This is a genomic window from Methanococcoides sp. LMO-2 (genome assembly GCF_038432375.1).
In the GTDB taxonomy this organism is placed as follows: Archaea; Halobacteriota; Methanosarcinia; order Methanosarcinales; family Methanosarcinaceae; genus Methanococcoides; species Methanococcoides cohabitans.
Map to the genome: position 1 here is coordinate 437,207 of NZ_JBCAUS010000002.1, position 17,287 is coordinate 454,493.

Genomic DNA, 17,287 nt, shown 5'->3' on the forward strand with positions numbered 1-17,287 from the left:
TATTGAACTGTATGAGAACAAATAATGGCAAAAGCAATGAAGTTTTGTTCAAATTGTGGCGCTGAGATCGATGAAAATGCTGTGATATGCCCAAAATGTGAAGTTCCTGACGACACACAATATCCTGCATCACGATCTGCCAAGAACCCCGGGCTTGCAGCTGTTCTATCTGTTTTGTTCAGCGGATTGGGACAGGTCTACAACGGCGAGCTTGTGAAAGGGATTGCCATACTGCTGGGTACCGTTGTAGGCTGGTTTGTTTTCATTATGCCAGGACTCATAATCTGTGCATATGGAGTATATGATGCTTACACGACCTCAAAGAAAATGAATTCAGCTGAGATACCCCTTAAAAAAGCAAAATTTTCAGATTATATTCTCTTCATATTAGCATTCCTGATCCTGATCGGAGTATTTACCGCCATATTGCTCTGGATGGAATTGATGTGACCATAAAAACAGTATTACATCGGACACAGGCCTTATGTGAAGTTATTTTTTCCAGGGACACATTCCTGTTTTAATTTTTCACTTTTCTGACCCTATTTTTCTGATTTCTGTTCCCGTTTTTCTGTTTTCCCGATATGGAAAGGGCCTTATGCAAAGATATAAGGTCCCCTACACCATAAAAGAACGATTCAGAATCAGGGGAATGAATAAACAATGCCGGATGCAAAAACACATGACGCAATAAATATCGGAACAATGATAGCTATACTGGCAGGTCTTTCCTATCTTGTGATCTGGGAGAAGAATTCCATAGCTGTCAGGTACCTGAACAGTTACACGATAGCGCTTTTTTCCATGTCCTACCTGTTTGGAACATTCTTCCTTAGCCCGGACCTTGATATTGAAAGCACACCTTACAAAAGATGGGGTGTCCTCAGGTTCATCTGGTGGCCCTACAAGGTCATATTCAAGCACAGGGGAATCTCACACAATCCTATCCTCGGGCCTCTGTCAATTGTGGCTAACCTTGCAGTTATAGTTGCTCTATTGCTATTGCTTGCCGGGGTAGACCTGCATACCGTTCCTTTAAGGTTTGCTGTCGTGGCCATAGTCGGAGTGATGCTTTCAATTGAGGTCCATATCATATCGGACTTTTTAGTCTCGAAAATGAAGGATCCTTTTTAAGCTTAAATAATGAAAATGGATGTGTCCGAATCATATACATTCCGGGACACATACGCTTCTATCATTTTTGTGTTACGAACTTGCTTCCAGCACTTCTGTCGATTTCATCATATCAAGTTTTAGCTTGATAATTTCCCTTACAGATGTCATGCTCATGCATTCCCTGCAACAGTAGAATGTGTTCAGGCCTATAACCTGCTTTTCAAGTTCTGTGTTACAATTCTGGCAGAATAGTTTTTGCTCTTTTATCATAATTTACTCCTCCCTTTGCTCTATACCACCTTTGACTATCGGAGTTCCGGACTTATTTGGACAGAAGACCACCGAGCAAGAACCTGTAAATGTCAAGCTCGTCAGCATCCAGATCATTAAAAGTGTGACCCCCGACAACTGAATGCTGATCATTATTTCCCGGAGCCATTTTTGCCGGGATGCTGTTGTTTGTATTTCGAATAGTGTTCATAAACTCTCCTCTATTTGTTTTTACAATATTTTGCTCTGTTCTTTTACATTTGACAATACGCGATTGTATAATATATATGCTTTGTAATTAGTTTATATAATTGAATGTAAAATATATAGATTTTATACTCCAGCAATAAACTAAGCTATGTCAAAAGGAGAGATATGAGATCTCCATGCGAATAATTTCAGCTTAAATGGAAATAATAAGAAAGACAGATGTAATTTCAGATATTTTTGAAATATCTTTAAATGCTAGAATAATTATAACTCATTAAGGGCTCCTGCAATTAAAAAGATGAATTATAGAGGTATGATCATATGACAGATGTAACAGTAAATTCAACAATATGTGACTTTGTTCATGAAATCCACGGGGAACTCAAAGGGGATAAAATAATAATTGATATCGAATCCCCCTGTGAAAAAATACAGCAGATGTCACACCTGGAAGTTCCAATGATGGAAATACTCGACATTAAAGACAACTACGTAATGGTAAAGGCCCAGGAAGCAAAATGCTCTTCAAACTGTCTTGTTCCATGCGGTATTCTTAATGTATGCAGGATCGAAGCCGGCTTCCTGGCAAGATCCCTGGCTCAAAGATCAGGTCCGATGTGTATCGAGTTCAAATGAACTTTAGAACATAGCTTGTGCAACAACAAGATGGAAGAGGAAGAAGAAGTAGCATAGGAGCGACTGAACAATGAAGGAAGAGAAATGGTTCGGCATCAATAGAAAGACCATCGAATGGTTCCCGACAATTAATTATGAAATCTGTAATGGTTGCATGGTCTGTTTACAATGCAATCACGACGTTTTTAGCAATGAAAACGATAGGCCGGTTGTCTGCAACAAAGAGAATTGTATTGTCGGATGCACTGCATGTGCCATAGTCTGTCCGGAAGATGCGATAAAGCTCCCTCCTAAAGAATACCTGCGAAGGATCGCAAGACACAGGAATTCATCCTGCAGTTGCTGTTGAGTTATGAATTTAGAGAGGATGATCTGGTCGGAGTTTGCATTCCAAATCCACGATATACCAAAACCTTTCAATTCGATCTTCATTAGAAATATTTAATAACTAAAAACGAGCTCTTGTTAATGAGAACAATGAGAGGCTATATAAATAAATCAGAAATACGGATGTTTTTGATCTTTGGAATAATGCTTATACCCATGGCGGTCCTGTTCTTCCAGCAAGAACTATCACTGGGGATAATACCCTCTTATCCGTTGTTCATCCTGCTTGTCCTCATGCTTGTTGGCGCTAACATTGAGATACCTGTCAGCTCTTTCAAGTCAAGGAAACCACAGTCTCTCGACAGGGATGCAATGATACTGGAAGAGATATATTCCGTGCCTCTTGTAAAGGATGTCTCATCCAGCATGAAACTGGCATTCAATACAGTTGTGACCCTCAACCTTGGCGGGTTCATAATTCCTTTTATTATGATGCTGTTCCTGATCGTATTCCAGCCTGATTTCGTAGGACTTGAGATCATGCTTATCATGATCGTGGCCGCAACACTACTCTCTGATTTTGTCAATGGTATCGGCGTGGTCATGCCCGATTACATAGGACTGATAGCAGTTCCTTTCGCACTAATATTCGCACCTGAGAACGCGGCTGCTGTGACATTCGTGGCCGGTGTTGGAGGAATCCTTCTCGGGAATCTCACAGGGCTCGTTATGGTGGACAGGGAAAATAATGGAAGTGCTTTCATCAACCTTGGAGGGGTTGGAAGCTTTAAGGCGATATATGTAACAACGATTGTTGCAGCTTTAATATCCTGGTTCATGTGAAGATGCACTCTGGTGCATGTTCATTCTTTCCTGAAGTTTACTGGCTGTCAGGTTTACCGTCCTGTACTTTGAAATACCCTTGTCAGTGAATCTGAAAGGCTGTGGCGAAGTATCCACACGTGTGGCTCTCATCTTCCGGACGGCCATCACAGGGGTAAGGTTTGGCTCCACCTCATTTGCCTGAATCTGGTCAAGGAAGATAATACCATCACCCAGGAAATCATATGTATCATATGATTTTGTCTCAATACCATGCTCTTTTTCAGTAATAAGGAATGAAGTGATGTTCTTTGCCTTAAGCTGCTTATGCAATGTACGCCACGACAGGGATTTCCTGAACTCCGACGGGTCGGTTACAATGTTCAGGGAATCAAAAACGATCCTCTTTGGCTTGTATGCATCAATTATCTCGCCGATCTCTTCAAACGACAGTGGTGACATCCCAAATATCTCAAGATAGCCATCATCAATGTGCTTGCCGATATCCCAGCCAAAACGCATGAAATGCTGTATCAGTTGCTGAATCCTTTCTTCAAAGGAGAAAAAGAGACATTTCTCATCGTTCCTGACGCCTTCCATCAGGAACTGCATGCAAAGCGTGGTCTTGCCTGTACCCGGCGGACCGGTGACTACAACGCTGAATCCCTCGGGAACCCCACCTTCGAGCATGTCGTCAAGACCTACTACACCGGTATTGATCCTTTTGATAGCCTTGTCTATATTGTTCGTATCTATCTTGGATTTGAACTTGCTACTGTCAAGGGACATCAGTGCCTTTTCAAGTACAAGGTTCTTGGCTCCAAGTTCCTTTTCATACCTTTCAAGTATCTTAACAGCGTCAGAACTTAATGTTGTGTGAACAGGGAACTTGTTTCGTGCCATAAAAGTAGATTAAGACACTCAGTATATAAGGCTTACTTTCGCTGTGTTCACAGATATTAACATTATGTCCATCATTCCTCTTCTTCAGGATAACCCTGCCCTTCAAGGAATTTACCTCTACCTTTCTCAGCAAGGACATCCTCTTCCCAGATTACTTCACCCCTTGCTATCGTTATCTCCGGGAAGATAGCATCCATGCCTTCAAAGGGTGACCATCCGGCCTTACTGTGGAGTTTGTCAGCCTTTATCGTGGTTGCATTGCGTGTGTCCACAATGATAAGGTCTGCATCATAGCCTTCAGCAAAAACTCCCTTTGAATGACGTGTGTCAAGACCGAATATATGTGCAGGGTTCCTGCTTGTCACTTCGATCATCCTGCCAATAGGAAGAATGTTCTTCTTGACAGCCATCAACATCAGCGGCATCAATGTTTCCACACCCGGCACTCCTGATGGTGCACTCCTGATGTCAAGGTCCTTGTCGAACTCCGTGTGCGGAGCATGGTCAGAGGCTATGGAACTCACAGTACCGTCATTGACTGCATTCATAAGTGCTTTAACGTTCCTGCGGTCTCGAAGCGGCGGGTTCATCTTTCCAAAGGTACCCAGCCTGTCCCAGTCCCTTGTGGACAAAAACAGGTGGTGAGGAGCAACCTCACAGGTTACAGTGTGTGCACGGTTCTCTGATGCTGCCACATATCTTTCCTTGCGGATCTGACCGATGGCCTCAAGGGTACTGATGTGACAGAAGTGAGACCTTGTGTCTTTCTCTGCAATAACTTCGAGGGCTTTCTCCACGGCATATCCTTCACAGAGATTTGATCGAATACGTGAGTGTGATGAAGGTGAAAGATCTTTCTTGAGTAATTTTTCATTCTCCAGGCGCAGATTCTCATCCTCTGCATGGATACAGGCCACTGCATCAAGCTCCTTGATGATCCCCATTGCCTCTGCGAAATCCTCTTCACAGATATTCAACCCACCTGTGGACTCTGCCATGAAGATCTCACCAAATGAGGTAACACCAAGCTCCCAGAGCAATGAAAGGGATTCAAGGTTCTGTGTCACACCGCCATTGATTCCAAAATCGATTACAGATTTGCGCTTTGCCAGCTTCAGCTTTTCCTTGAAAGATGACTTGTCCACCGTTGGTGGAATAGTGTTTGGATGCTCGACCACAGTAGTAATACCACCTGCTGCTGCTGAGCAGGAACCTGTGTGCCAGTCTTCTTTCTGTGTCATGCCAGGCTCCCTGAAATGCACATGAGCATCTATACCGGCAGGTATTGTCAGCGCTCCTTTGGCATCGATAAGAAGATCTGGATCCGACCCACTGAGATCCTTTGCAATGCGCTCGATCTTTCCATTATTGATCAGTATTTCGCCTGGCTGCAAAAAGTTGTTGTAGAAGACCTTTGTGTTCTTAATAAGGATATCAGTCATCGATGGAGCCCCTTTTAAAAATGATGGATTATAATTCGTGCTGAACTTAACGCTTGGATTTACTTTTTTATGTATTATAAAACTGTTCTTTCTTCTTTAAGTTTATTTTTTGGCATTCCCCTTTTCCGATGCGATCGCCAAAAAGCGGACCAGATGATCTGTAAATAATAAAAATATATAAAATATATATCTATATAGTAAATATTTAGTATTATATAGATAAATATAGAATATACAGCGAATGTCTATATACAGTTCACCTTATCTTCCACCTTGCAGACCAGAAGGTCAAAATTCAGATCTGTGATTTAAAACCAATTTAGTTCGATAAGGTGAAAAACCAATGTTCAAGAAATCAATGTCATATATGATCACGCTTTTGCTGGTCACTTCACTTGCTCTTTTCGGAGCAGGGTGTGTAGGCAATGACGCTGCCGATTCCGGCAGTGATGGAGAAATGCAATCAATTCAGATCAAGGGATCTGACACAGTTCTTCCGCTTGCACAAGCTGAAGCCGAAATTTTCATGATGGAGTACCCTGACAAGACCGTCTCTATTATCGGTGGAGGATCAGGTGTCGGTATTGCAGCACTCATTGACGACGAAGTTGACATCGCAATGGCATCAAGAGCAATGAAAGAAGCAGAGATCGAGAATGCACAGGCAAATGGTGTCGATCCGATCCAGCTTACAATTGCATGGGACGGTATCTCAGTTGTTGTAAATCCTGAGAACCCGGTATCTGCTCTGACATACGAGCAGCTCGAAGCGATCTATGTAGGAGATATCTCAAACTGGAATGAAGTTGGCGGCGAAGACAGGGAAATAGTAGTTCTTTCACGTGACAGCAGTTCCGGTACCTACGAGTACTTCAAGGAAGAAGTGATGGAAGGAAATGAGTACAGAGCTGATGCACTGATCAACCCATCAACCGGAGCAATCATCCAGACCGTTTCACAGAACCCGAACGCTATCGGATATGTCGGTGTTGCTTACCTTGACAGGACCACAAAGCCACTTGCAGTCGACAAGGGAGACGGTGCTGAAGAACCTACATCCGAGAACATTCTCGCAGGCACATACCCGCTTGCAAGACCACTTTACTTCTACACAGATGGTGAACCAACCGGCCTTGCACTTGAGTTCGTCGAGTTCATCTCAAGCGAGACAGGAGAAGCAATGGTCTTTGAAGTAGGGTACTTCCCTGCTTAATTCTTTTAAGGTCCTTCAAGGGCCGGGATGAACTATGTTAGATAGAAAAAGGAAGGAAAAGGCCATCGAATCCACTCTCCTAATGGTAAGTGGAGTGACAGTTGTAGCCTTGTTCCTTCTTTGTTTTTTCCTTTTCAGAGAAGGATATCTTTTATTCGGTGATTATTCCCCTATTTCATTCATTACCGGAAGTTCATGGTATCCGTCATCCTCACCGGCAAAATTCGGATTATTGCCGTTACTGACAGGATCCCTGATCGTTACAGCCGGAGCTATTATCCTTTCAGTCCCGCTAGGAATTGCTGCAGCGGTCTATATTTCAGAACTTGCAGACCCTAAGGTAGCACAGATCATCAAGCCATTTGTAGAGATCCTTGCAGGCATACCTTCAGTTGTTTACGGTTTCTTCGGCCTTGTAATAGTGGTCCCATTACTACAGGACCTGCTCGATCTTCCTACGGGACAGACCGCACTGGCCGGTTCCATTATGCTTGGGATGATGGCACTTCCCACCATAATATCAGTATCAGAGGATGCTATCAATTCAGTCCCTACCGCACTTAAAGAAGGATCCCTTGCACTTGGAAGTACCAAATGGCAAACCATTTACAGGGTAGTACTGCCGGCAGCATTGTCAGGAATATCCGCAGCCGTCATGCTTGGTATCGGAAGAGCTATCGGGGAGACCATGACCGTCATGATGGTTACAGGAAATACCGCCATCATACCAGGAGTTCCGGAAGGGCTTTTCGATCCGGTAAGGACCATGACCGCAACCATTGCACTCGAGATGGGGGAAGTTCCACAGGGAAGTGACCATTTCCATGCACTGTTCGCAGTCGGTTCAGTACTTTTCATAATCACATTCATCATCAATCTCATCGCTGACAGCGTCAAGAAGAAATACAGACTTAAGGAGGCAGTATAATGTTCTTTGGAGCAAAGACTTCCGAGAAGCTGGCATTTGCTACGCTGAAGCTTTCCATGGCGATTGTACTTGCCTTCGTATCGATCCTTGTGATCTACATTACCGTGAACGGATACAGCGTGCTCAGCCTTGACTTTATAACCCAGATGCCGATGAAAAGGATGACAGAAGGAGGGATCTATCCGGCAATTATGGGCAGCCTTATGCTTATCGGGCTATCAATGGCATTTGCCATCCCGCTTGGTATACTCTCAGCAGTCTACCTGAACGAATACTCAACACCTGGACGTACCTCCTGGGCCATCGAGATGGCCATCAATAACCTTGCAGGAACTCCATCAGTGGTATTCGGTCTTTTCGGACTGGCACTGTTCGTCAAGTACTTCGGATTTGGAGCATCCCTACTGTCAGCATCCCTTACACTGGCATTGCTTATCCTGCCAGTGATAATCCGTGCGAGCAAGGAAGCATTGATGACAGTCCCACAGGAATACAGGGAAGCATCCCTTGCGCTTGGTGTCACTAAATGGCAGACCACAACTAAGGTAATTCTCCCTGCAGCAATTCCCGGAATGATGACCGGTATTATTCTTAGTATCGGCAGGGTTGCAGGCGAGACAGCACCTATACTGCTTACCGGAGCAGCATACTTCTTACCAAGAATACCTGATTCGGTCTTCACCCAGTTCATGGCATTGCCATACCACCTCTTTGTACTGGCGACCTCAGGTACGAGCATCACACAGACAAGACCGATCCAGTACGGAACCGCACTGATACTGCTATTGATCGTTGTTTTCATGAACAGTATCGCGGTTATGATAAGAAGACATTACAGGAAAAAACTGAACAGGTAAAATTATCCGGGGAGATATAATGTCAAAAAAAGAAATTACTACAAATATCAATGTTAAAGACCTCAATCTCTGGTACGGTGAAAAACACGCACTTAAGGATATCTCAATTGACATACCGGAGAAGAGCGTTACTGCACTAATAGGCCCATCAGGTTGTGGAAAATCCACCTTTCTGAGATGCCTGAACCGCATGAACGACCTTGTGAAATCATGCAGAATAGAAGGAGATGTTCTTGTGGATGACGAGAATATCTATGAAAAGAATATTGATGTAGTTGACCTGAGGAAAAAGGTCGGAATGGTGTTCCAGAAGCCAAACCCATTCCCCATGTCCATCTATGATAACATCGCCTATGGTCCGAAGATACACGGTTGCCCAAAATCAGAGATTGAAGAAAGGGTTCACGGTGCATTGGAAGATGCAGCCCTTATGAGAGAGGTCCAGGAGAGGCTTGGAGATCAGGCATTCGCACTCAGTGGCGGACAGCAGCAGAGATTGTGTATCGCAAGGACACTCGCGGTCAAACCGGAAATTATCCTGTTCGACGAACCATGCAGTGCTCTTGACCCGATATCCACTTCCAAGATCGAGGACCTTATCCTTGAGCTAAAAAAGGACTATACCATTGTTATTGTTACACATAACATGCAGCAGGCAGCCCGTATTTCCGATTACACTGCGTTCTTCCTGCTAGGGGAACTTATCGAGTTCGGAAAGACGAAGAACTTATTTGAGAACCCACAGGTAAAAAGTACTGAGGATTATATTACAGGAAGATTCGGGTGATCTTAATGGTGAGAGAAAGATACATTGAAAGACTTGATTATTTGAGATCAGAGATAGAAGAGATGGGAAAAGTATCACAGGAAATGCTGGCCATTTCGATAAAGGCACTGGAAACCCTTGATATAGAACTCGCCGAAAAGGTCATTGAGATGGATACAGCCGTCGACAATTACGAATACGACGTTGAGAAAGCCACAGCACACCTGTTAGCCCTCCAGCAACCAATGGCTGGTGATCTCCGGTTGATCACAGCTTCTTACAAGATCGCCATTGACCTTGAGAGAATGAGCGATTTTGCGGTGAACATTGCAGAGCTTGTCAAGAAGATCGAAGGCGAACATACGATCCAGCTATCCGAAATTACTACCATTGCATCCATCACCGAGGATATGATCGCTAATTGTATCAAAGCCTACGCAGAATCAGATGCAGAACTTGCAAAAGCGACCGCTGCAGAGGATGAGAAAGTCGATAAGCTCTTCTACTCCACATGGGAAAAGATGGTTAATATGATGATCGATGATGCGATCCTTATTCCAAATGCAGTGGACCTTATATTCGTTTTAAGGTATCTGGAGCGTATTGCAGACCACGCATGCAACATCTGTGAAAGCGTCGTATATATGGTCACTAACCAGAGACCGAACCTTAATTGAACGATCAAAGACTGATAAGGTTCTCTTAAACCTTATCGACATCTTTTTTATTTTACTTCATATAGTTTCATATCATATCATTTCTTCTCATACTCAAAATAGCGGCACACATCCTCATCACACCTAATTACCCTCCCAGTTACCTTGCCCTCAACGATTTCGAGTTCTATAGCACTGGGTTCAGCAACACCGGGTACAGTTGGACTGCCGGGGGATAGCAGAAGGACCTCATAATCCTCGATGATCGGATGATGGAAATGCCCGAAGATCAGAACGTCCACACCCATCTCTTTTGCCAGATATCGCAGGCCATCCGGGTTATCAGATGTCAGCTGTCCCCTATGGATAACACCTACCTTTAAACCTTCAACCTCAATGACCTTCCTTTCAGGCAGTAGTTCCATTATTTCGGGTACATCGGTATCCCCACGGACCGCCACAAGGTTTCCCAGACTTGCAAGTTCATTGTAGCATTCCATTGTCTCAAAATCACCGGCGTGGATCAGAATGTCACTGTTCCTCATAATCGTTACAAGGTCATCCGGCAATTTCTCGATCAGTGACATTCCGGCTTTGATGTGAGTATCAGATAAAATTATTATTTTCATGTTCCTCTCCCCTTTGCTTGTTAAAATGTTGTGTTGCTGGAATATACCGATTTCCCCAGAAATTGATCATACAATAAGGAGATTATCGAGGAATTCACGATCTCAAGTTATTGAACAGAATAAATTAAAATCATAGTAACAAAACAATTAGAATATTTTATTTTGAATGACCTTGTGATGATACTATATACCTGAAACTTAAAATTGTTAATTGGTATCCATGACTGAAATTAAAGGCAAGAATATGAAGCAAAAAAACTGGAAAATACGGAAAGCTGTTGTTGATGATGCAGAAGATCTCAAGCTTTGTATGGACCTGGCATATTCAAAGTATCTGGAGAGGCTCAAAGGAGAACGCTTGCCACCCATGGATATTGATTACAAAGAAGAAATAACCTATTTCCCGGTCTGGGTCGCAGAATCTGACAAAGAGATAGTCGGTGGTCTAATATTAATGTTCGAGGAAGATTATACCACAATAGCAAATATAGCAGTACACCCTGATTTCCAGGGAACTGGTCTGGGGCGTGAGTTAATGGAATTCGCTGAGTCTAAAGCTAAACGTAAAGGATATTTGGAAATGCGTTTAGCAACTCATGTATTATTGAAAGAGAATATTTCTTTTTATCTCCATTTGGGATGGTCAGAGATTGGACATGATGACACCCGTGTTTATATGAAAAAAAGAATCAACGCATCATGATCCACTTAGATCTTAACAAAAATAATGGACTTCAGATCTTTGCTGTAACTCAAATGATCTTATAAAATTACAACTCTGCCAATACTTCATGACCATCCTCTAACATATCCCTTTTGATCTCATTGACATACATGTGAGCCAGCCTTGTAGGTTCCGGCAGTTTGTAACCCCTCAGGCATTTTCTGGTAACCTCAAGACAGGTGTCCACGGATATCCGGTGACCTGGTGCAACCACAATGGGATTACTCCGTTTGTTCGTTTTCAGGAGCCATCCTATCTGATCACCATGATATAACAGCGGTTTTGCTTCTCCTACATCCGGCCTGTCAGCCTCACCACAAAGGATGTTCTTCGCAATCCCTATGGTAGGCATGTCCATTACGACGCCTATGTGGGTAGCAAGGCCAGCTTTTCTCGGGTGGTTGATCCCGCAACCATCGACCATAAGGAGATCGGGTTTTTTCCCGAGTTCTGAAAGAGCATCAACAATCGGTTTTCCCTCTCTGAATGTGAGGTATGTTGGTATGTAAGGAAAGTTGATCCTTTGGACCACATGTGTCTTTTCAATGACATCCATCGTGTCATACTCAAGAAGGACCACTCCACAGATGATACGATCTCCAAGGAAAGCACAATCTGATCCTGCTATTGTTTCCAGTTCACCGAATTCGTCCTCCGTGCTCACAGAAGCTGCTATTCTGGACTGTATAGTCCTAAGGAATTCAGGAGAGTGTGAATTTGGTTCCAGCCATTCATCCATTCTTCAATACCCCTCTTTCCTTTCTGGACTACCTTTTTCCAAGATGCTAATTATGTCGCGTTTACATTCATTTTGCAGATGCAGAAGCAATCGCAGATGAATCAAATCCTTTGACGACAAGCCATAATGCAAAAACCATTTCCTGCACGGCAATTGGAATAAATAGAATACCAAGTAGATCGATATTGAAAGGCTCCAAAAGATAATATACCCACAGCAATGCAACTCCAATAAAGCCCCAGCCTGATAACCATCTGGGAACGAGCCTTGATCGATACAATAAATAGTTCAGGATCAGGGCAGATATGGTAAAAGCAACTGCAAACCCAAACAAAAAGGCCAGATCACCTGCTGCCAGTAATATCGTGCCAAAGGTTTGATAATAGGAAGCAACCGGAGTTCCTGCTTTTAAAAATTCCTGACCTAATGCCAATAGTGTTAGTATAGCGATCACATTAATAGTAAAAAGCACGCCCTCCGCGATCCTGGCACCAGCGTAACCAAGAGCTAAAGCTTCATTCTGCTTTTTTAGGATTGGATATATCATGATTCCAATACCAGCAACTGCAACGGCATCGATCAAAACAAGGAACGATCCTATCACCATCTGGTTTTCATTTTCAGAAACACTGGTAAGATAATCGGAAGCCCCCAGAATAGGGTCCAATAAAATAACACTAAGTGAGTAGGCAACTGTTGCAGTTATAAACAATAATCCTACAATTCTTGCGGTCTTTCTGTTTTCGCTCATTTATTATCCCTCTCACCAAGGAAGAAGAACAGAAAGGCCAGAACAAAAAAGATCATTATATTTGCCGGGCTTTCCCCCAACCCCTCGGCTGCAGTCAAATATGGTCTGGCCATCTTCTCGCATGAGAACCACATTCCGGTAAGCAGAAAAGTATATCCTGTCAATTTAAAATAAGAGCTCTTTTCTTTAAGTTTACTGGAATAGAGCCACAATATCCCAAAAAAGAACAGCAGTATCAAATTCCCACCGATACCGAACAGAACAGGAATATGTGGAAGTGGCATGTTAATAATGCTAATAAAAGCAACAACAAGAAGAGTTCCGCCTCCAAAAAGAACACTTTTATCTCCATTGCCATAAAGGATTATACCAGTTCCTGCTAAAATAGCTGCAAATGGAACACCATATGCCCACAATAAGAACCAAAACCCCGGAACTTTCCATATGGTCTCATTTACTTCTTCCATTGAAGAAGCTTCCTTAAAAGTAGAAGTTACACTGTGACTTGCAATCCCTCCAATTGCCACTGCAAGGATCACACCGACCAAGAATAGAGTTAAGCCTAATTTCATGTTCACACCCCATTTTTATTTAAGACTAAAATCTATTTAAGCACTTTGAACTTGATGTGAATCTTATCCTGAGAAGAAGTTGTCAGTTTTTGATATTATCCCCCAAAGTTATGACTACATTTCCTACTTCTCCCTCTGTTTCTACATACCTGTAAGCCTCGACAATTTGTTCCGGCAGATAGCTTCTATCAATGACCGATTTTAGCTTCCCGGCCTCAATAAGCTCTTTAAGCTCTTTGAGGAAGGTAAGACGCTTTGGAACTGGCAGAAGACCTGTGGCTGAAAACTTGGCTTTTTTACTGCCTATCTTTGAAGTCCATAACATTTGAAGAAGGATCGCTATCCCGGGAAATGTTCTAAGATATATGCCTTTTTGCGTTAGCGAACCTTTACAACGTGAAAATGAAGTCTTGCTCTCCACGTCAAAGATAATGTTATATGTCTCACCACTTTTGGTAAAATCCTCTTTGGTGTTATCAATTACCTTATCTGCTCCCAGAGATTTCACCAGTTCTAAATTCGTGGTACTGCATACCCCGGTAACTTCTGCTCCAAAGTACCTGGCGATCTGTATCGCAGCTGTACCCATACTTCCAGAAGCGCCATTGATAAGGACTTTCTGTCCGCTCTGAATATTTGCCTTATCTTTAAGAAAATTCCATGCTGCTAATGCCCCACAGACGGGAGCAGCTTCCTTATAGGACATGTTGTCTGGCATTATATCCAGAAAATCCTCTTCAGGAATACATACAAACTCGGCATAACAACCACAATCGGCACCGTTCGTTCCAAATACCTTGTCGCCTTTTTTAAATCGCTTTACATTTTTACCCACTGCTTCGATTTCTCCGGCAAACTCAGAGCCTTGTATAGCCCTTCTTGGCCTTATAAGACCAGTGAAAAATCTTGTAATATAAGGAGTACCCTTTAGCATCATTATGTCTGATATTGTTACTGCTGCCGCATGAATTTTTATGAGAACTTCATTGTCCTTTAGTATTGGTTTAGCTACTTCTTTTAATTCAAGAACATCCGCTGGCCCATATTTTGTGGCTATAATCGCTTTCATTTGTGTATCTTTCCATATTATAGATGTGCTTCTTCAAACTTCATCTGTATCTGTTCTGGCAGACGTGGAAGCGATCGCAGATGGATCGAAACCTTTCACTATAAGCCATATCGAGAGCATAATCTCGGCCACAGCGATAGGAAGGGCAAAGATGAGCTCCAATCCCACCTCTGAAATTCCGGAAAACATATCAATATTGATCAGCACAGAACCGGTCAACAAAGCTATAGCAGCAATGAAGCCCCAAGCCGATATGAATCGTGGAACGAGCTTTGATCTATATAATACATAATAAAGCATCAGGGATCCTAAAGCAAAAGCGATATGGTAGATCAGTCCCTGTGTGCCAGCCCACTGATCTACTGACTGTATCGAGCTTCCTATATACTGGAAATATGAAGCATCAACACCTCCTTTGCTCAAATAGTCCTGACTTAGATTGACCAGTAGCAGCTTACTGATATAAGCAACACTTAAGAGCGCAGCCTCAAACAATCTGAAAACGACATATCCCAGTGCCAGGACTTCATTGTACTTTTTTAAGACTGGAAACAGGAACAATGATAAAAGAACTACTGCAGGAACACCTGTAAACTCTATAAGAATTCCAGTTATCACAACTACTTTGTTCGGATAAGCATTGTCCAGATAATCCGGAGAATCCAGAATTGGCTTGTAAAGAGCCTCTCCAACAAAAAGCATGACGATTGCAAATATGAACAATATTCCCACAATTATTGCGGTCTTTCTGTAGGAGTTCATATTTTCATCGATTTCTTCCATCTAACACCACTCCCACTTTATAAAGTGGGAGAGGTAACTATTTAATATTTTTGGATGCGTGCACCTTTGTTGAGATCTGGCGTTCTCCTCCCGGGAACAATTGAATTTTATAATTCTCCACAGCTCGCACACTTTTTTTAGCGTTGTAAATAATCCAATTTGCCATGCAGAAACAAATATGAATACTTCCTCAGAGCTGCGGAGGCTGCCAGCCACCCATGGCCTTCTCAATGTACTGAGCCACAGCCAGAGCAACGTCTTCTCTCCACGGACGAGCTACCACCTGTACGCCAATGGGCAATCCTTCCGGTGAAGTACCGGCACGAACAACTGCACCGGGCCACCCGGTCAGGTTATAGGTCATAGTATAGCTAAATGCAGAGAAATTTTCGAACGTGGTTCCATGAGGCATAGCAGGAGATGCACACACAGGACAGATCATCACATCATAGTTCTCCATGAAAGAGAGCATTTTACTGCGGAACCTGTCCAGCTGGATCAACAATTCACTAAAATCAGCAGATGATCCGGCTTTAGAGTGGCACTCTTCTAAAATGCCTTTTGTAAAGGGATGGATTTCAGTTGTCCCTGCAATCTCTAAGGGCTTTTCAATACAATACCCTGCATCTGCTTCAAACATAGCATTCTCGAGCCAAAAGGACTGTTCAATACCTTCAGGTATGTCTTCTGTCACTTCCATACCCGCATCTGAAAGCACCTCTGCTGTATTCATTACGACCTTAGATATTTCCGGCGTAGGCGGTATGATACCATTATCTGTGTAAACCGCGGCACGCAGTTTATCAATCTCAACTTTATCAGGATCATCCAGAGGCATAGGGACAATCGCAGGATCGTGCCAGTCAACCCCTGCAATGATCGGGAGTGTTAAGATCAGATCTTCTACGAACCTTGCCATTGGTCCGGCCTGCCATAATGGAGTTATGTGTCCGAATGGAGGCTGAAAGTGACCTGTTAATGGCACTCGTCCTGCAGTTGGCTTGATTCCGGCTATGCCACAGAAATGGGATGGTAAACGAATGCTTCCCCCTGCATCATTACCCAGACCTAATGGAGATCCGCCCGCAGCAATAATGGCTGCTTCTCCTCCACTGCTACCCCCGGATGTAAGCGAAAGATCGTAAGGGTTCGATGTACGTCCATAGACTAGATTATCGCTCTCAAATCCAAGAGCAAGTTCCGGAAGATTTGTCTTTCCCAATAAGATGCCACCTGCCTCCTTCATTCGGGTTACAATGGTAGCGTCCTGAGCCGGAATAAAGGATGAACGCCCTTTAGTTCCTGATGTGCAAGTAATTCCTTTTACCTCTGCATTATCTTTGACCGTAAATGGTACACCGTGAAGCGGCCCTTTAATGTCTCCCCGTGCAAGAGCAGCATCGGCTTTTCGAGCCTGTTCCCGGGCCTCATTGGCCTGAAGCTGTACGATCGCGTTCAAGTCAGGATTTACTTCTTCGATCCGCTCTAAGTACGCTTCAACAACTTCTTCAGAACTGATCTCTTTTGAACGAATAGCCTGTGCCAGTGATTTAGCAGATGAATATATGATATTATCCAATAACTTTACCCCCATTGTAAAATTATTAATATATAAATATAAAATCTTCGCTTATCTTGCTTTCATAGATGATGTTATGTTTTAGTTTAATTGTAGGTGGAGATCCCAGAATAAAACCTTTTGATCTTCGATCCCGGAATAAAAAAATCCATATGATCATGAGACTGCATATCAAAAATGATCACAATAGATATCTCAAATTTATTGATCTTTGTTATTACAAAACTATTGCATTTTTTGATATCATTAGATTATTACAAAATGATCAGTCACAATATCTTTAAAAATTTCCAGA

Annotated in this window: 22 protein-coding genes; 11 read left to right on the plus strand and 11 right to left on the minus strand. The window is 42.9% G+C overall.

Annotated elements, in window-relative coordinates:
* The first annotated feature begins 24 nt into the window (after positions 1-24).
* On the plus strand, positions 25-450 hold the full coding sequence (locus WOA13_RS02300; RefSeq protein WP_342126381.1) for a zinc-ribbon domain-containing protein: 426 nt from the start codon (positions 25-27) through the stop codon (positions 448-450).
* Between the two features lie 213 nt (positions 451-663).
* Positions 664-1,134, plus strand: a complete 471-nt coding sequence (locus WOA13_RS02305; protein ID WP_342126382.1) for a DUF2227 family putative metal-binding protein — start codon at positions 664-666, stop codon at positions 1,132-1,134.
* 72 nt (positions 1,135-1,206) lie between these two features.
* On the opposite strand, the gene WOA13_RS02310 is transcribed toward WOA13_RS02305, so the two are convergent.
* A complete protein-coding gene (locus tag WOA13_RS02310) occupies positions 1,207-1,386 on the minus strand; it encodes a hypothetical protein (RefSeq protein WP_342126383.1) in 180 nt (59 codons plus the stop codon).
* Positions 1,387-1,438: 52 nt separating this feature from the next.
* Positions 1,439-1,597, minus strand: coding sequence for a hypothetical protein (locus tag WOA13_RS02315; protein WP_342126384.1), 159 nt, complete (start codon positions 1,595-1,597; stop codon positions 1,439-1,441).
* A 320-nt stretch (positions 1,598-1,917) separates the two neighbouring features.
* Here WOA13_RS02315 and WOA13_RS02320 point away from each other — a divergent pair, with 320 nt between their 5' ends.
* The 3 genes from WOA13_RS02320 to WOA13_RS02330 all read left to right on the plus strand — a co-directional run bounded on the left by WOA13_RS02320 (position 1,918) and on the right by WOA13_RS02330 (position 3,402).
* Positions 1,918-2,232: a DUF6951 family protein gene (locus WOA13_RS02320; RefSeq protein WP_342126385.1), complete on the plus strand. Its 315-nt coding sequence runs from the start codon at positions 1,918-1,920 to the stop codon at positions 2,230-2,232.
* Positions 2,233-2,302: 70 nt separating this feature from the next.
* Positions 2,303-2,581 (plus strand): ATP-binding protein, encoded by a 279-nt coding sequence (locus WOA13_RS02325; RefSeq protein WP_342126386.1) that lies wholly within the window; start codon positions 2,303-2,305, stop codon positions 2,579-2,581.
* A 161-nt stretch (positions 2,582-2,742) separates the two neighbouring features.
* The gene (locus tag WOA13_RS02330; protein ID WP_342126387.1) at positions 2,743-3,402 is read left to right on the plus strand and encodes a DUF1614 domain-containing protein; all 660 of its coding nucleotides are present in this window, start codon (positions 2,743-2,745) and stop codon (positions 3,400-3,402) included.
* Here WOA13_RS02330 and WOA13_RS02335 read toward each other — a convergent pair.
* Entirely contained in the window at positions 3,382-4,284 is a 903-nt protein-coding gene (locus WOA13_RS02335) for an RAD55 family ATPase (RefSeq protein WP_342126388.1), read from the minus strand. The two genes, WOA13_RS02330 and WOA13_RS02335, sit on opposite strands and share 21 nt — an antisense overlap.
* A 71-nt stretch (positions 4,285-4,355) precedes the next feature.
* Complete coding sequence (locus WOA13_RS02340; RefSeq protein WP_342126389.1) at positions 4,356-5,726, minus strand: dihydroorotase; 1,371 nt, start codon at positions 5,724-5,726, stop codon at positions 4,356-4,358.
* Positions 5,727-6,069: 343 nt separating this feature from the next.
* On the opposite strand from WOA13_RS02340, the gene WOA13_RS02345 reads away from it, so the two are divergent.
* From WOA13_RS02345 to phoU, 5 genes are read left to right on the plus strand one after another with little or no spacing between them, the layout of a single operon-like run.
* Complete coding sequence (locus WOA13_RS02345) at positions 6,070-6,939, plus strand: PstS family phosphate ABC transporter substrate-binding protein (protein ID WP_342126390.1); 870 nt, start codon at positions 6,070-6,072, stop codon at positions 6,937-6,939.
* Positions 6,940-6,973: 34 nt separating this feature from the next.
* The gene (gene pstC, locus WOA13_RS02350) at positions 6,974-7,867 is read left to right on the plus strand and encodes a phosphate ABC transporter permease subunit PstC (RefSeq protein ID WP_342126391.1); all 894 of its coding nucleotides are present in this window, start codon (positions 6,974-6,976) and stop codon (positions 7,865-7,867) included.
* Positions 7,867-8,724, plus strand: coding sequence for a phosphate ABC transporter permease PstA (gene pstA / locus WOA13_RS02355; protein WP_342126392.1), 858 nt, complete (start codon positions 7,867-7,869; stop codon positions 8,722-8,724). The genes pstC and pstA overlap by 1 nt, the downstream gene beginning before the upstream one ends.
* A 19-nt stretch (positions 8,725-8,743) precedes the next feature.
* On the plus strand, positions 8,744-9,511 hold the full coding sequence (gene pstB, locus WOA13_RS02360) for a phosphate ABC transporter ATP-binding protein PstB (RefSeq protein ID WP_342126393.1): 768 nt from the start codon (positions 8,744-8,746) through the stop codon (positions 9,509-9,511).
* Between the two features lie 5 nt (positions 9,512-9,516).
* Positions 9,517-10,167 (plus strand): phosphate signaling complex protein PhoU, encoded by a 651-nt coding sequence (gene phoU / locus WOA13_RS02365; protein WP_342126394.1) that lies wholly within the window; start codon positions 9,517-9,519, stop codon positions 10,165-10,167.
* Between the two features lie 77 nt (positions 10,168-10,244).
* Here phoU and WOA13_RS02370 read toward each other — a convergent pair whose 3' ends face one another.
* Positions 10,245-10,775: a metallophosphoesterase gene (locus tag WOA13_RS02370; RefSeq protein ID WP_342126395.1), complete on the minus strand. Its 531-nt coding sequence runs from the start codon at positions 10,773-10,775 to the stop codon at positions 10,245-10,247.
* 220 nt (positions 10,776-10,995) lie between these two features.
* Here WOA13_RS02370 and WOA13_RS02375 point away from each other — a divergent pair, with 220 nt between their 5' ends.
* Positions 10,996-11,478: a GNAT family N-acetyltransferase gene (locus tag WOA13_RS02375; protein ID WP_342126396.1), complete on the plus strand. Its 483-nt coding sequence runs from the start codon at positions 10,996-10,998 to the stop codon at positions 11,476-11,478.
* A 67-nt stretch (positions 11,479-11,545) separates the two neighbouring features.
* Here WOA13_RS02375 and WOA13_RS02380 read toward each other — a convergent pair whose 3' ends face one another.
* From WOA13_RS02380 to WOA13_RS02405, 6 genes are all read right to left on the minus strand, one after another.
* Positions 11,546-12,238: an endonuclease V gene (locus WOA13_RS02380; protein ID WP_342126397.1), complete on the minus strand. Its 693-nt coding sequence runs from the start codon at positions 12,236-12,238 to the stop codon at positions 11,546-11,548.
* 67 nt (positions 12,239-12,305) lie between these two features.
* Complete coding sequence (locus WOA13_RS02385; RefSeq protein ID WP_342126398.1) at positions 12,306-12,989, minus strand: DUF4386 domain-containing protein; 684 nt, start codon at positions 12,987-12,989, stop codon at positions 12,306-12,308.
* On the minus strand, positions 12,986-13,561 hold the full coding sequence (locus WOA13_RS02390) for a hypothetical protein (RefSeq protein WP_342126399.1): 576 nt from the start codon (positions 13,559-13,561) through the stop codon (positions 12,986-12,988). The genes WOA13_RS02385 and WOA13_RS02390 overlap by 4 nt, the downstream gene beginning before the upstream one ends.
* Positions 13,562-13,643: 82 nt before the next feature.
* The gene (locus WOA13_RS02395) at positions 13,644-14,630 is read right to left on the minus strand and encodes an NAD(P)-dependent alcohol dehydrogenase (protein WP_342126400.1); all 987 of its coding nucleotides are present in this window, start codon (positions 14,628-14,630) and stop codon (positions 13,644-13,646) included.
* 33 nt (positions 14,631-14,663) lie between these two features.
* The gene (locus tag WOA13_RS02400; RefSeq protein ID WP_342126401.1) at positions 14,664-15,413 is read right to left on the minus strand and encodes a DUF4386 domain-containing protein; all 750 of its coding nucleotides are present in this window, start codon (positions 15,411-15,413) and stop codon (positions 14,664-14,666) included.
* Between the two features lie 190 nt (positions 15,414-15,603).
* Complete coding sequence (locus WOA13_RS02405; protein WP_342126402.1) at positions 15,604-16,992, minus strand: amidase; 1,389 nt, start codon at positions 16,990-16,992, stop codon at positions 15,604-15,606.
* Between the last annotated feature and the right edge of the window lie 295 nt (positions 16,993-17,287).